This window comes from Streptomyces sp. ITFR-21 (assembly GCF_031844685.1).
Lineage (GTDB): Bacteria > Actinomycetota > Actinomycetes > Streptomycetales > Streptomycetaceae > Actinacidiphila.
Map to the genome: position 1 here is coordinate 3597106 of NZ_CP134605.1, position 14390 is coordinate 3611495.

Below are 14390 nucleotides of genomic sequence, written 5' to 3' on the forward strand. Positions count from 1 at the left end.
CTGCTTGCGGCCTTCCGCACACCCCAGGAGAACGCCCATGCCCACCACCGTTCCCGTTCCCGTGCCTGGTTCCGAGAGCCGGCCACTGCCGCCTTACCGCGCCCTGCTGGCAGTGGACGCGAAGGACTTCACCGGTCTGCCGGCCGTCCAGCACGCGGCGGTCAGTGAGTTGATTCCGCAACTCGTCGATCTGGCCCTGGCGAAGGCCGGCCTTGCCGGGCTACGGGATGCCAAGAGGTTTCCGGCGAGCACCGGGGACGGCATTGTCTTCGGCTTCGATCCCGCCCGACTGCCCTTCGTGCTGTGGCCGTTCCTCCGCGTACTGGACGACGTCCTCGGTGAGTACAACGTCATTTCCGTCGGACCGCGTATCCGGCTGCGGGCCAGTGTCCACGTCGGCCCGCTACCCGACTCCGGCGCGCCCGGCGACGGAAACGGCACGGCGCGCAACGACACCCACCGGCTGCTGGACTCCCGCCCGGTCAAGGCGATGCTGGCCTCGGCGAGCGAGCAGACCACGCACCTGGCCGCGATCATCTCCGATCGCGTCTACCAGGACGCCGTCCTCGGCGGCTACACGCGGCTGCTCCCGGACCACTGCACCGAGGTGCCCGCGACCGTGGAGGGCAAGAACTTCGCCCAGCGGGCCTGGCTGTACGTCCCCTCGCCGTCGGGCAGTCTCCTGAGCGCCGGAGTGCCGGCGAAGGAGCCGGCGGCTGCCGGAAGGCCGGAGACGCCGCCCGCCCCCGCACCGTCGGCGGCCCGGTACCAGGGCAACTCCCAGCGGGTCAAGGACGGCGCGGCCGTGATGGGCGACATCGGCGGCGACTTCACCTTCACCGGCCGCTCGGACACCACGAACCGCGCCGCCAACCAGCACTGGGGCAGCGGGGACAACGTCTCCGGTTCCAAGAACGTCGGCGGCGCGACCGAGGACCGTACGTGAGCGTCACCGCGGAGGAACCGGACGACGGGGGGCGTGCGGACCGCGACCGGGAACCGTCCGAAGACGCGGGGGCGGCGGCCGAGGTCCGCACGGACCGGCCCGCAGGCGAAGCCGCTTACGAGGGGAACCGCCAGCGGGTCACGGGCAACGGGTTCGCCTTCATGGGCATGGCCAGGGACATCTACGTTCACGCGCCCCCGGAGGAAGCAGGCGACGTGGTCCCCGGCCCCCGTTTCCGCGAGGGTCCGTATCCAGCCGACGAGATCGAGGACCGGCTGAGGGGATTCGTCCAGCCGCCCTCGTACCCCGCCAGCCGGGACATCCTCGAACGCGGCCCGCTGCTGCTGCGGGGAGCGGATGGAACGGGTGCCGGTACGGCCGCCTTCGCGCTGCTGCGCGAACGGTTCGGCCCCAGCGGCATCAGCGGCCTCGACCCGGTTCTGGACCTGACGCGGTGGTCGCCGTCCGCTGCCCGCGGCTACGTCCTCCAAGGGCTGTCGCCCGAAGCCGCCGATGCGCTCAGCGGGAACACGCTGGTCGCGTTGGCCGACGATCTGCGCCGGGCCGGGGGCGCCCTGGTGGTTGTCGTCGGCAGGGAGCAGCGGCTGCCGCGTGACACATCGCCCTGGCAGGTGCCGCACGTCCCGCCCCCGGCCTACGAGGTGGCCCGGAGCCTGCTGCTGTCGATGGCGGAGCACGGCACTCTCCCCGCGCAGCTGCTCGAAACCGTCCTGGCCCATCTCGGCGAGCCCCGCTTCACCGGCTATCTCGGCGCCGGCCAGCTGCCCTCGGTCGCAGTCGACGTCGCCAGGGAACTGCGGGACGTCGCTCTCGGGGAACAACCGGTGGAGCAGGCGGTGGAAAATCTCCGCCTCGGCGGCAGCAGGGCCGCGCAGGAGACGTTGGACGCGGTACGCGGCAGTGCGGAGGGACTGGCGTTCGCCGCGGCCGTTGCGCTGCTGGAGTACCAGGACCGTACGGTGATCCACCGGTTCGCCGTCGGGTTGCGGGAGCGGATCGCCGAACGCACCCCGCGGGGCGGGGTTCTGCCGGCGCCGGCGTCCGGAGGCACGGGACACCCCGATTTACTGGGCCGCAGCTTCGAGGACCGGTTGGCCGATGTGCGGGCGAAGTTGCTCCCGCGGCGAGTGGTCCCGGTCGGCGGAGGCCGCTACTGGTCGCAACCGGTGGTCTTCCAGGGCAGTCATCAGGCGGAGTTCCTGCTGCGTCGTCTGTGGTGGGACTACGACGGCATGGACGAGGTCATCTGGACCGTCCTCCAGGACATGCCCTACCAGCCGGGAGTGGATCTTGCGGCGGGCCAGGCCCTCGGACGGACTCTCCGCCATTCCACCGGCCCCCGATGGCTCCAGTCGCTCTACGGTTTCGCGACCTCCGACTACCGCTGGCAACGCAGGCTGGCGGCGTACGCCCTGGGGGAGGTCGCCCAGAGCCCGGATCTGTCCGGCGCGGTGCGGGCTCAACTCCGGGAGTGGAGCCGACGTCGGAACGTCTCCTTGCGCTGCACGGTGGCGGAGACCTGCGCGGGCAGTTTCGGGCTCAGCAGCCCGGCCGCCGCCCTGAGTCTGCTTGGCGCCGTCCTCAACGGCGGTGCGGACGAGCTGACCGCGAACCTCCGGAACGCCGTCTCCTTCGCGCTCAACGTCCTGATCGAGGAGGAGGCGAACCGCACCGCGGTGCTCGACCTCCTGACCGGCTGGCTCGCCGAACCGGCCGGCAGCCTCCGCAGGGCGTACGCCGTCCATGCCGTCACCTCGCTCGGCGTCAGTGCCTCCACCGGCCAGTTCCGCCCCGGTGCGCCGAGGCTGCCTCTCGCGGAACTGGTGACGACCCAGGAAGAGGGTCTTCCGGCCCTCATCACCGCCGCTCTTGAGAACCCCGCTGCGCACGGCGCGATGGCCGAAGCGCTCACCGCCCTCGCCCTGTCTCCCGATACCGGCCTGCGCACCGCCACGTCCGAACTGCTCGCCGCCGTCTCCGACGCCTCGGCCGGACGCCCCGGAGTCGTCGCCTTCCTCCTTGCTCGCTATCGCGCCCGCACCACCTACCAGACCTCAGAAAGGACACGTCCATGAACGAGCCGCTGGTGGAGCAACTGACCACCCCTCCCCTGTTGGGCTTGCTGGCGATGCACAGGCGACGGACCGCGGGCACCGGCCGGGCCCTCGTCCTTCTCCGCCCGGACGGCGCGGACCGGGTGGCGTACCCCGACGGGCTTGCGCCCAGGAACCATCCGCGGCCGACGCTGCTCCACGCCTGGCGGACCGCCACGGCCGACGCGCGGTGGGTCTCCCTCGCCGAGCGCCGGTGCCACGTTGAGGCACCGAGGCACGGCCGCGGCGGTGACGGGCGTGCCGCCGAAGTCCCGTTGTCCCCACAAAGCGTTGCCTGGTGGGTGGTCGACCCGGTCGTCGTCGCCCGTGAGGCGCCCACGGAAGACGAGGTCGCCTGGCGCATCGTGGCCGACGCCGGCGTGCGGGGCGTGTGGCCCCACCGGCCTGAGCCGGTGGCGGCAGCCTTCGCGGCCGGTCCGCCTGATCCCTACCGTGCCGCCTGGGCGATGGAGCGGCTGGGGATCGCCTACCGGTTCCTGCCGCGGCCACCCGGGCCTACGGGTCCTCCCCAAGGGCCTGCCCTGCCCGCGGTATGGGGTGCGGAACACCATGAGGCGTATCGCTTCTACCGGGATGTGGTGGCAGGCGGCCCGCACGGCTTGGCGGCGCTGTGGTTGCTCTACCACCCCGAACAGGCGAAGGACGTCCTGGAGTGGACGGTGGCACACCGCAGCGTCCTGGAGGCGCCCGAGAGCTGGGAGCGGTCCCTCGCCTCCGTGCTGCGGGATCTGAACGGTGACCACCGCTCCTTCATCGGCGTCAAGCTCGCGGAGGTCCTGAGCGACGCCGGCGTGCCGTACGGCGAGGAGACGCTGAACCGGGTGCGGGAGGCCAGGGCGAACCGTACCCCCGGGGAGCCTCGGTGACCTGGCGGGGCGGTGGCGCCACAGCGCGCCGCCCACCGGGTCCGTTACGTCGCACGGCGCGGGATTCGGCACCCGACACCAGTGTGCTGCTGCGCGAGCTGATCGCCCACAACCACCTGGAGATTGGCCGGGCCGACGGCAAGGCGGCCGTACTGCTCGCCACGGGGGGTTCCTTGCTCAGCCTGTTGCTGGTTCGCAGGGCCGCCGTCGCGCCATGGGCGCAGTTGCTGTGGTGGTCGGCCGCGCTCTCCGCGGCGATGTCCGTCGGCGCGCTTCTTCTGGTCCTCATCCCCCGCCGCGAGTCCGCTCTGCGCCAAGGCGTACGGGTGCTCGCGTACTTCGAGGACGTGGTACGGGCGCAGCACGCGACCCGCCTCTCGGCGAGTTTGGAGGATAGCGCCAGAGTGCCCGAACTCCGGTTGATGCGGGCCCTCCAGGGCACCAGCCGGATCGCGCACATCAAGAACCGCTACGTGCGCTCGGCCGTCCTCCTTCTCCTCATCGCCCTCGTCATGACACTCGCGACCCTGGCAGCGCCCGGGGGCTGAAAGCCGCCGAACCGGTTCGGGCGGGGGTGCCGCTCGGGCACGATGGGTGGGTGACCTACGCCGTGACCGTGGACGTACGCCTGCCGGAGAGCGACCCAGAGCTGGATCCGTTGCAGCGCGAGGGCGTCATCTTCCTGTTGGAGAAGCAACTGGACTCGATCGAGTCCATCGAGGGTCCGGACGGGGTGGAGGTCGAGATCACCGACCACCTCATAGCCGCCCATCCCGGGGGAGCCCTGCTGAAGGTCTTCGTCGACGCCCCGGCGCTGGAGTTCGCCGAGGACTCGGTCCGCGAGGTCATGGCGGAGCTGCTGGAGCAGACCGAGCTGCTCGCCGACTGGGAGATCGCCCGGTGCGAGGTGGAACTGCACCCCGACGAGGTGCAGGAGAGCCTCGACGCGGCCGACGGCCTCGAAGTGCCGCCGGCCGATCCGGCGGAGCGGGCCCGGCTGCACGCGGGCGGACGCCCCGCCGCGCCGGCCGGCGGGATCAGCGACGAGGAGGTCGAGACGATGAGGCGCAGACTCCGGTCCCTCGCGCCGCGCCTCCAGGCGTTCCCGCCGGAGTCCTTCGGCTACTCCGGGGGCCCCGGGAAATCCCAGGGCTTCGCGGTTTCCGGGGTTTCCGGGGTTTCCGGGAGGGCCGCGGACCGTGTCGTCAGCCGTGAGGACGCCGAGATCGCCGCGGGCGCGCTCGTCTACGCCGTCGACATCCTGGTGGACGCGCTGTTCGACGATCTGGCGATCCTGGAGGAGACGGGCACGAGCGTCGCGGAGAACGACGAGGAACCGTTCATGGTCCTCGGAGACCTGCCCGGCCGGTTCGCGCTCCAGTACACGCCGCTGTTCGCCCGCCGCCTGGTCGTCACCGCCGTGGCGATGACCGGCCGCCTCGCGCAGCCCCGCTTCGGCCGGCTGAGCTGTGTCGCGGAGGAGCTCCTCATGCGCCTGCTCCTGACGCAGGCCGAGGTCGTCGCCGATCTGCACGCCCTGCACACGGCCGGCGTCGGCGCCGCGTTGGAGGCGTTCGCCGCGCGGCTGTACGGGGACGTGGACCACGAGTGGCTCTACCGGCCCGCCGTGGACGGCCCCGCCTTCGATGACCCAGCCCTGGACGGTCCCGCCCCGGCCGGCGCCGGCAAGGCCCCCGGACCCGCGGACCCCGGTATCGCTCCCCTGGGGTTCGAGGACTGGTTCACCCCCTTCGGCGAGGGGTGGTACGTCCACCCGTACGCGGCGGACGAGGACGAGCCCGAGGACGAGATGGAGGCCGAGGAGCAGGGCGCGGCGGGCGACGAGGTCGGGTGAGCCCGCCGCCGGGGCCGGGCCGCGGTCGGCCCGCGTACGGCGCCGCGCGGTCCGGCAGGGCCCCCGGCGGGGGTGGCGGCCGGCTGGGCGACCCGGATCAGACGGTGCCGTTCTCCCACCACCAGGCGCGGCCCAGGTCCGCCCGGCTGTCGACGTGCTGGTGGTCCACGGCGTAGGTCTCCAGGCCGGAGAAGCCGCAGGTCTCCGCCTTCTGGTACACGGTCTTGTTGGCCACGCCGGGGACGTCCAGGTCGGCGGCGGTGCCGTAGAGGTGCATGCTGTCGCTCGCTCCGCCGACCGAGGCGTTGTGCGCGATGCTGCGGAAGCCGGAGTTGACGGTGATCGGGACGTTGCCCAGCTTCTTGCGGAGCGCCTCCAGTTTGTACATCGCCCGGCGGGCGTTCTCCTTGGCCGCGGCGGCGCTGACCTTGCCGCCGTCGAACGTGCCGCTGACGCGGTCGGTGAACTCGCTGAAGTCGAAGTGCGCGGTGGAACCGTCGGACTGCTCCAGGGCGTTGAGCTGCGCCTGCGTGGCGGGCCCGACGGCGGCGTCGGACGACAGCCCGTAGGCGGACTGGAAGAGGCGGACCGCGGCGGCGGTGCCCGGCCCGAACTGCCCGTCGACGCCCACCCGCGTCTGGCCGGGGCTGCTGGTGGCCCAGCCGGCGACCCTGATCTGGAGTTCGGTGACGTCGGCGCCGGTCATCCCCTGCGTGAGGGTCCGCGACCACGAGTACGCGTACGCCGCGCCGGAGAGCAGCACCGGTCCCAGGACGACGCCGGCGCCCGCGGCCAGCGTCCCCCGGAGCAGGGTGCGACGGTCCAAGGGGGAGGAGGCCGGGGAGGGGGCCGATGAGAACGGTGCGGACGGTGCGGACGGAGAAGAGGAGGCCATCGTTGCCCTTTCGGTAACCGGTCGGGTCCGGGTCTGCCGCGGGTGTGGCGCTCTCAGCATGCCGCCGGTACGGGAGGTGCTCAAGGGGCCGGAGACGCCGACATCGTCCGTACGGCGGTACGCGGTGGGGGCGGGGCCGGCGTGGCCCCTCGAAGCGGAAGGCGGTGCCGGTCCCGCTCTCCCGCGCCCGGCAGCCCGCCCGCGCCTCCTACGCGGCCCGCGCCCGGCATCCCTCAGCTCACCCGCGCCCCGTAATCCGCCCGCGCCCCGCAGACCACCACCGTTTCCGGCGGCGTGATCCTGACGCCCCAGGCCCGCCTCGTCGCCGGCCACGTGACCATGGAGTTCGGCGCCCGCGCGGACTCCGACGCCGCACAGGTCGACGACATCGGCTCCACCATCGCGTGCGCGGCCTCCCTGTCCGTCCCCGCCATCACCGAGACCCTGCACTCCTGGGGCAACGCGACCAGCACCTTCACCACCAACGGCGGCAACGGCGGCAACGGCGGCGCCCTGTGGGGCAGCGACTCCAGCACCCGCCCGCACCGCCGCCACCTTCACCGGACGCCGCGAGCAGATCATCACTGAACGGCCACGCAGCCGCGGCGCGGCCCTCCGTACGCCGCCTCCCCGCGCCGCTTCCCCCCCGCCGTGGAACACACGACCGCCGCCCGCACCTCGGGGGCGGGCGGCGGTCGCAGGGCGTCGCAGGCGGGCCGGGCTACTTGCCGACGCGCGGGAGGCTGCTGAGCCGGCCGGGGAGTTCGGTGCCGGTCTGCTGGGCGCGCATGAGGGCGATGACCGCGCCCGCGCCGCCGAGGATCAGGCTGACCCAGAAACTGAAGCCGTGGCCGCCGTTCGGGCCGAAATCGGAGTGGGCGAAGATCGCGATGAGATAGAGCACGAACCCGATCGCGAAACCGAGAAAGGTCAGCAGCCGGGCCGGTGCCGGCAAGGTGACCGTCGGCACGAACAAGCTGATCGCCAGGGCGGCCGCGCCGAGCACGGTGACGACCATCGCGAACCAGGCTATGAACAGTCCGTGATCGAAGTGCCACGCACTCCAACTCACGCTGCCGAGGTCGATGCCGTATCCGCTCCCGAAATCCCAGGAGTAGTACCCGAAGAACGAGAAGACGAACACGATGAACCCGATACCGAGAATCGCCCAGTCAAGGCGGTCCACCGATGACGGGTCGAAAGATCCCCTGGCCGGGCCGCCGCCGGCGGTCGGCGGCGGAGGCGGCGGCGGGCCGGGCGGCGGCGCATCGTAGGTCATGGTCTCTGGTCTCCCCTTTGGTGTTGCTCAACGAGTACTCGGAAGCTGAGAGTAGCGGTACGCAACCCCCTGCCGTAAGCATGTGACGCAGATATGCACCCTCCGGGTTCCCTTGGCCGCCCTGGTACGCGTGGGAATTCCCGTGGCGAGAGTCGATTTCCCGGGCACACGGGGTCGCAGGGAAATAAGAATACCCGCGCACCCCTGTCCACAAGATTCAAAGGCCCGCAAATCCCGTTCCCCCGGCCCGGCGTTCCCGCAACCCCGACCGCGGTCCCCGCCATCGGCCCGCCCCTGCCGGTGTCCCCTTCGCCGCGGCCCGTGTGCGGAGCAGCCCGCCGCGTCCGGGTCGGAGGCGAACAGGTTGTACGGCAGAAAGTGGGCGAGCGCTCCTTTGCCGGTGACGGTCACCTCGCGGCGCCGCTGCTCGTGGAGGAGCCGGGCCAGCTTGGCCTCCATCCGGCGCAGCAGCCGGAAACGCCTGTTGTACCGGCGCCTGGACAGTTCGCCCAGCCCGGCCTCGTCGCGCTCGGCGCGGTTGAGGCGGTTCATGCCGAAGTCGTTGTCCCCGTAGGCGCGACAGATCTCCTCGCCTGCGCGACGGATGGCCGCCTCGATCTGTGCCGGTCGTCCCCGGCTCCGGCCGGCAGTTCCGGAAGGCTGGTGAACAGCTCCGCCGCGCGGGCGAGTTGCCGCTGCGCTGCGACCGGCCGGGCGAAGTCCTCCGGCATGGAGGTGTAGCCGTGCCAAATGTTGCGCAGCGAGTGCGCGGCCGCTTTGGCGAGCGCGGCCCCGGTGGTCGAATCAACGGCGGCGTCCTGGGCGGCGAACAGGTCCTGGACGAGGTGGGCCACGTCCTCCGGCCGCTTGCGCAAGGTGAGCGTGGCGTGCGGTTCCCACAGCAGCGCCTCGGCGTGCGGCGCCTCTTGGGCGTTCGACGACGGCATGCGCCTCGCTGTGTCTTCGCCCGCACGGGACCTGCACCGAATATCCCCTGTTCGCCGGCTTGTGGGCGCGCGAGTTCGGCGGGCGGCGGCCCGACCGCCCTTCAGCGGCCCGACCGGTCCTCGCCGTCCCGACCGGTCCTCGCCGTCCCGACCGGTCCTGGCGGCGCGGCCTGCCCGGTCCCGCAAGCCTGGCCGCATTCGGCGGCCCGGCCGGTCCCGGAAGCCTGCCCGCACCCGGCGGCGCGGCCTGCCCGCACCGCGGCGGTCGCCCCGGCGAAAACGCTTGGACGGCGCGGGCGTTGGCACGGGACACTGCGGTTCCTGGGCCGTCCGCGGGGCGGGTGGGTCGCAACGCACCGCGCCGGGCCTGCGTTCCGCCCTGCCCGCAGGAGCGAGGACACGGGCGGGCGCACGCGAACCGAAGCTCCGCGCGGCGCTACGGCAACGGCTTTTCGGTGGAGCGGCACGTGCCGGACGGCCCGCGGACCACGCAGGGTTGGGATGAAATGGGATCTCCTGAGACGAGCGCGGGTGCGCCGGGCAAGGGTTCGGTGGTCCTCGCACTGCGCTACTACGGGCGGGAGTTGGCCCGGCTGCGGTGGCTGACCGGGCCGGCGATGCTGCTGCCCGCGCTGGGCAACACCGGCATCAACTACATCGCGCCCCTGGTCGTCGCGAAGCTCGTCGGCCGCGTCGCCGACGACACCGGCACCGCACTCGGCCCGGTGCTCCCCTACGTGCTCGGCTTCGCCGGCGTCCTGCTGCTCTCGGAGACGCTGCGGCGCATCGGCCTGCACTGCATGAACCGCGTCGATGCCCTCGGCATCGAGCACCTGTACGTGCTCGGCATGGACGAACTGTTCGCCATGGACGCCGCGTTCTTCCACGACAACTTCGCGGGATCGCTGACCAAGAGGGTGCTCAGCTTCGCCTCCCGCTTCGAGGACCTCATCGACACGCTGACCTTCTCGGTGGTGGGCAGCTTCGTGCCGCTGGCCTTCGGAGCGGTGGTGCTGTGGCACTACGACCCGCTGCTCGTCGTCGGGCTGCTGACGATGATCGCGCTGACCGCGCTGGTGGTGGCGCCCCTGATCCGGCGCCGTCAGGCGCTCGTCGGCCGGCGGGAGGAGGCGATCGCGCGGGTGTCGGGCCACGTCGCCGACAGTTTGGCGAACATCGACACGGTCCGGGCGTTCGCCGCCGAGGAGGGCGAGGCCGCCGAGCACCGGTCCCGTGTGGCCGAGTCGCGGCGGCTCATGCTGCGGTCGTGGGACTACGGCAACCTGCGTATCGACACGCTGGTCGCGCCGCTGTCCGTCCTGACCAACGCGCTCGGCCTGCTGCTCGCGGTCGCGCTCGGCGGGGGTCGGCACGGCGTGGAGGAGGTGGTGGTCGCCTTCACGTACTACACCAACGCGACCCGGGTCATGTTCGAGTTCAACCAGATCTACCGCCGGCTGGAGAGCTCGATGACGGAGGCCGCGCAGTTCACCGAACTGCTGCGGACGCCGCCGACCGTGGTCGACCCGGCGTCGCCGGAGCCGTTGAGCCCGCGGAGCGCCGACGTACGCTTCGAGCGGGTGACCTTCGCCCACAAGGGTGCGGCGCCGCTCTTCGACGGCCTCGAATTAGCCGTGCCCAGTGGCGCGAAGGTCGGTTTCGTCGGCCGGTCGGGCGGCGGCAAGACCACGCTCACCCGGCTGCTGCTGCGGATGACGGACGTGGACGCGGGCCGGATCCTGGTCGGGGGGCAGGACATCAGCCGGCTGCGGCAGGCCGACCTGCGCGGGCTGATCGCCTACGTGCCGCAGGAGCCGGCGATGTTCCACCGCAGTCTGCGGGACAACATCGCCTTCGCCCGCCCGGACGCCGACGCCGCCGACATCCGCCGCGCGGCCGAGATCGCGCACGTCACGGAGTTCGCCGACGCGCTGCCCGAGGGCTTCGACACCATGGTGGGCGAACGCGGTGTCAAGCTGTCCGGCGGACAGCGCCAGCGGGTCGCCCTCGCCCGCGCCATCCTGCGCGACGCGCCGATCCTGCTGCTGGACGAGGCGACCAGCGCGCTGGACTCGGAGAGCGAGCTCCTCGTCCAGGAGGCGCTGTGGCGGCTCATGGAGGGGCGGACGGCGCTCGTGATCGCGCACCGGTTGAGCACGGTCGCCACCATGGACCGGCTCGTCGTCCTCGACCACGGGCGGATCGTGGAACAGGGCACGCACCAGGAGCTGCTCGCGTCGGACGGCGCCTACGCGCGACTGTGGCAGCACCAGTCGGGCGGCTTCCTCAGCGACGCCCGGGACGTCGGAGGTTCCGCCGAAAGCCCCGCCAAGGGCCCCTGAAACGGACCCGGCACCGCGCCGGCCGCCGCCCGGCCGACCCCCGGCCCCTGGCCGACCCCCGGCCGGCCGCCGGACCCGTACCGACAGCCGCACCGCCCCCCCGCACCGCCGCACCCGCACCCGCGACCGGCGGCACACGTCAACGGCCCGGCTCCGCGTACGACCGCGCGTACGGCTCCGCGTACGACGAAGCGCCGGGCCGCGGCTCCTCGAATGTGGTGGGGTTCACTGCGCCGGCCGGGGCGCGGGGATACCGGTCCCGCCGCCGTCCCGCCACCCGACAGTGCGCAGCTCGCGAAGCCTGCGGAGCGGCAGGACCGCCGCGGTCCCGTATACGTTCCACCGGTCGACGATCTGTCCGGGGGCGACTTTCACCGCACTTAATATCGACGAAACGTTGCCGCGTCCTTACGATGCGTAGCACCATCCCCAGCACCACCCCACCCCCCACCCCCACGGCACCGGTTCCAGGACGGGACGCAACTCGGCGGACCGACGCTCCGCGCCACACCGTGCGTGCACCCCGGGGAATGGACCTCCCTCGTCCGGCACTGCCCCGCCGCGTACCTCGTCGCCGCGCACGCCGCGGTGCCCGTGGGTCGACCTCGCGAGAAGGTGAAGCGCAGGCATGCCTACCGACACTCCCTCCGCCCGCACACGCAGACGGCTCCACCGGGTCCTCGGACTCGTCGCCGCCGTGGTCGCCGCCCTGGTGACGACCATGCTCATCCCTCCCGGCGCGACGGCGGACGCCCCGGCGTCCTCCCCGTCCCCCGCGCCGATGACCTCGCAGCAGTGGCACAGCGCCATGACGCAGCTCGCCACCCCGGCGAAGGGCTGCTTCACCGCCGCCTACCCGGCACTGGCCTGGCAGAGCGCCGCCTGCACCACGGCGCCCGACCGGCGTTACGCGCCGAAGTCCGGCGGCACCGCCGACGCCCCCCGCCTGCCCGCCGTCGCCGGCAAAGGCGTGGGCACCATAGCCGGGCCCGTGCCCTACCTGGTCGGCAACGGCATCGACTTCTCCGCCGGGGTGTCCGGGGTGCTGAACGGGGCCACCGGTTCGTTCCCCACCGTTTCCGGCGTGACCGGCGAGACCGGCGGCGGCGTCCCGAACTCCTACTCCTTACAGCTGAACAGCGCGCCCTTCGCCAGCCCGATCTGCGCCGGGCACCCCGGGTGCCAGGGCTGGGAGCAGTTCATCTTCTCCAACCCGGGCGTCGGCACCAGCGCCGCCTTCATCCAGTTCTGGATCCTGAACTACTTCACCACCTGCCCGGCCGGCTGGTCGACGTACCTCAGCGACTGCTACCGGAACGGCTCCGCCGTCGCGGTCCCCTCGCAGCCGATCGCCAACCTCGCCTCGCTGAGCCTGTCCGGCAACGTGACCGCATCGCTCGACACCGTGGTCATGTCGACCGCGGGCGGCAGCCTCAGCGCCTCGACCACCGACAGCACCCTGGGGCTGTCGGCGAACTGGAACGCCGTCGAGTTCATGATCGGCGGCAACGGCGGCGGCTCGCAGGCCACCTTCAACCCCGGCTCCACCATCACCGTGAAGACGGTCACCCACGACGGCACGACGAACGCGCCGACCTGTCTGACGGAGGGCTTCACCGGCGAGACCAACAACCTCAACCTCGTCAACTCCGCGTCCTACGCCGTCGGGGCGTCGCCCTCCATCCAGAGCGTCCAGAGCAACATCCTGACCACCCCGCCTTCCTGCGCCTCCGCCCACGGCACGGGTGACACGCACCTGGAGACCTTCGGCGGCACGTACTACGACTTCCAGGCGGACGGCACCTTCACGCTCGCCCGGTCCTCGGCCATGACCGTGCAGTCCAACCAGGTCTCCGGCGCCTCGCTCGGCTGGCCGACCGCCGCCGTCAACAGCGCGGTCGCCACGCAGATGGGCGCGGACACCGTCGCGCTGTGCGTCTCGCGCGGCCTGGTGGTCAACGGGACCGCCACACCGCTCGCCTCCGGTGGGACGATCAGCCTGGCCTCGGGCGACACGATCGTGCGCAGCGGCAGCCAGTACGTCGTGACCGACCCGCAGGGCGACAGCGTGACGGCCACGATGAACCCCGGGTACCTCGATGTCTTCGTCGGCCTCGGATCGTACCCGCAGCCGGTGACCGGGCTGCTGGCCAACGCGCCGGGCACGAACAACCAGCTCAGGACGAGCACCGGTACGAACATCCCCATCCCGGTCGACCTGACGACGCTCTACCAGGTCTACGGCGACAGCTGGCGGGTCCCGGCGGACCAGTCCCTGGTCGCGGTCTGCGGCGACCAGACCCCGGCCACCGATCCGACCACGCCGCTGTGGGCGGACCAGCTGCCGACGGCCCTCCATGACCGGGCGCAGGCGGTCTGCCAGCAGGACGCGGTGAAGGACGCCACGCTGCTGGAGGCGTGCACGCTCGACGTGGCGGTGCTCGGCGACGGCGCGGCCACCGAGTTCATCGGCGAACCGGCCCCGGTGAACGTCGCCTTCAGCGAGGACACCGCGGGATCGCCGAAGGGCGAGAACGTCGCCGTCACGCTGCCGGCGGACACGAAGGACCGCTACGTCCGGCTCAACTTCACCGCGAACAGCCAGCAGAGCGGCGCGCAGGTGGCGGAGTTCGCCGTCAACGACACCACGAACCGCGACCTCGCGCTCAACTCCCCCGTGACGGTGAGCAGTACGACCCAGGGACTGCCGGCGCAGAGCGCGGTCGACGGCAACCCCGCCTCGTACTGGCAGAGCGTGGTCGGCGGTTGGCCGCAGACGCTGACCGCCGATCTCGGCACGGCGAGCGCGCTCGGTTCGGTCGGCATCACCCTGCCGCCCGACTGGGCCGCGCGGACCCAGACCCTGTCGGTCCTGGGCTCGCTCGACGGGACGACGTGGACGACGCTCGTCGGCCCGGCGGCGTACCGGTGGGTCCCGTCGCAGTAGCGGAGACCTCCGCGTCGTCCGGCCTCCGGAGTCCGGGCCGGGCCGGGCCGGCCCAGTTTCGGGCCGGGTTTCGGGCCGGGCTGCGGATCGGCTGCGACACCGTAAGGCACTGAGCGCGGCGCGGGCCCGGAACCTGACCGGTTGCGGGCCCGCGTGCGTCCTCCCGGCGGCGGCAGGG

General features: G+C 72.3%; 11 protein-coding genes. 8 read left to right on the forward strand and 3 right to left on the reverse strand.

From position 1 onward, the window contains the following. Positions 1–37: 37 nt before the first annotated feature. The 5 genes from RLT57_RS15745 (at position 38) to RLT57_RS15765 (ending at position 5802) form a co-directional block, all read left to right on the forward strand. Entirely contained in the window at positions 38–946 is a 909-nt protein-coding gene (locus RLT57_RS15745; RefSeq protein ID WP_311298028.1) for a hypothetical protein, read from the forward strand. Then, positions 943–3042: a hypothetical protein gene (locus RLT57_RS15750; protein ID WP_311298029.1), complete on the forward strand. Its 2100-nt coding sequence runs from the start codon at positions 943–945 to the stop codon at positions 3040–3042. The genes RLT57_RS15745 and RLT57_RS15750 overlap by 4 nt, the downstream gene beginning before the upstream one ends. Continuing rightward, positions 3039–3947 (forward strand): hypothetical protein, encoded by a 909-nt coding sequence (locus RLT57_RS15755; protein WP_311298030.1) that lies wholly within the window; start codon positions 3039–3041, stop codon positions 3945–3947. Before RLT57_RS15750 ends, RLT57_RS15755 begins: the two co-directional genes overlap by 4 nt. An 83-nt stretch (positions 3948–4030) precedes the next feature. Next, positions 4031–4495 carry a Pycsar system effector family protein gene (locus RLT57_RS15760; protein ID WP_311298031.1) on the forward strand — a complete coding sequence of 155 codons (465 nt, stop codon included), beginning with the start codon at positions 4031–4033 and terminating at the stop codon, positions 4493–4495. 50 nt (positions 4496–4545) lie between these two features. Continuing rightward, entirely contained in the window at positions 4546–5802 is a 1257-nt protein-coding gene (locus RLT57_RS15765) for a hypothetical protein (protein WP_311298032.1), read from the forward strand. A 97-nt stretch (positions 5803–5899) separates the two neighbouring features. Here RLT57_RS15765 and RLT57_RS15770 read toward each other — a convergent pair whose 3' ends face one another. After that, on the reverse strand, positions 5900–6628 hold the full coding sequence (locus tag RLT57_RS15770) for a D-Ala-D-Ala carboxypeptidase family metallohydrolase (RefSeq protein WP_311298033.1): 729 nt from the start codon (positions 6626–6628) through the stop codon (positions 5900–5902). Positions 6629–6991: 363 nt separating this feature from the next. On the opposite strand from RLT57_RS15770, the gene RLT57_RS15775 reads away from it, so the two are divergent. Then, the gene (locus RLT57_RS15775) at positions 6992–7285 is read left to right on the forward strand and encodes a hypothetical protein (protein WP_311298034.1); all 294 of its coding nucleotides are present in this window, start codon (positions 6992–6994) and stop codon (positions 7283–7285) included. Positions 7286–7418: 133 nt separating this feature from the next. Here RLT57_RS15775 and RLT57_RS15780 read toward each other — a convergent pair whose 3' ends face one another. Beyond that, entirely contained in the window at positions 7419–7976 is a 558-nt protein-coding gene (locus RLT57_RS15780) for a hypothetical protein (RefSeq protein ID WP_311298035.1), read from the reverse strand. 548 nt (positions 7977–8524) lie between these two features. Next, positions 8525–8923: a hypothetical protein gene (locus RLT57_RS15785; protein ID WP_311298036.1), complete on the reverse strand. Its 399-nt coding sequence runs from the start codon at positions 8921–8923 to the stop codon at positions 8525–8527. Positions 8924–9429: 506 nt separating this feature from the next. Between RLT57_RS15785 and RLT57_RS15790 the strand changes: the two genes are divergently transcribed. Both RLT57_RS15790 and RLT57_RS15795 read left to right on the forward strand, forming a co-directional pair. Continuing rightward, positions 9430–11265: an ABC transporter ATP-binding protein gene (locus tag RLT57_RS15790; protein WP_311298037.1), complete on the forward strand. Its 1836-nt coding sequence runs from the start codon at positions 9430–9432 to the stop codon at positions 11263–11265. A 628-nt stretch (positions 11266–11893) separates the two neighbouring features. Next, on the forward strand, positions 11894–14212 hold the full coding sequence (locus RLT57_RS15795) for a discoidin domain-containing protein (protein WP_311298038.1): 2319 nt from the start codon (positions 11894–11896) through the stop codon (positions 14210–14212). The last annotated feature ends 178 nt before the right edge of the window (positions 14213–14390 follow it).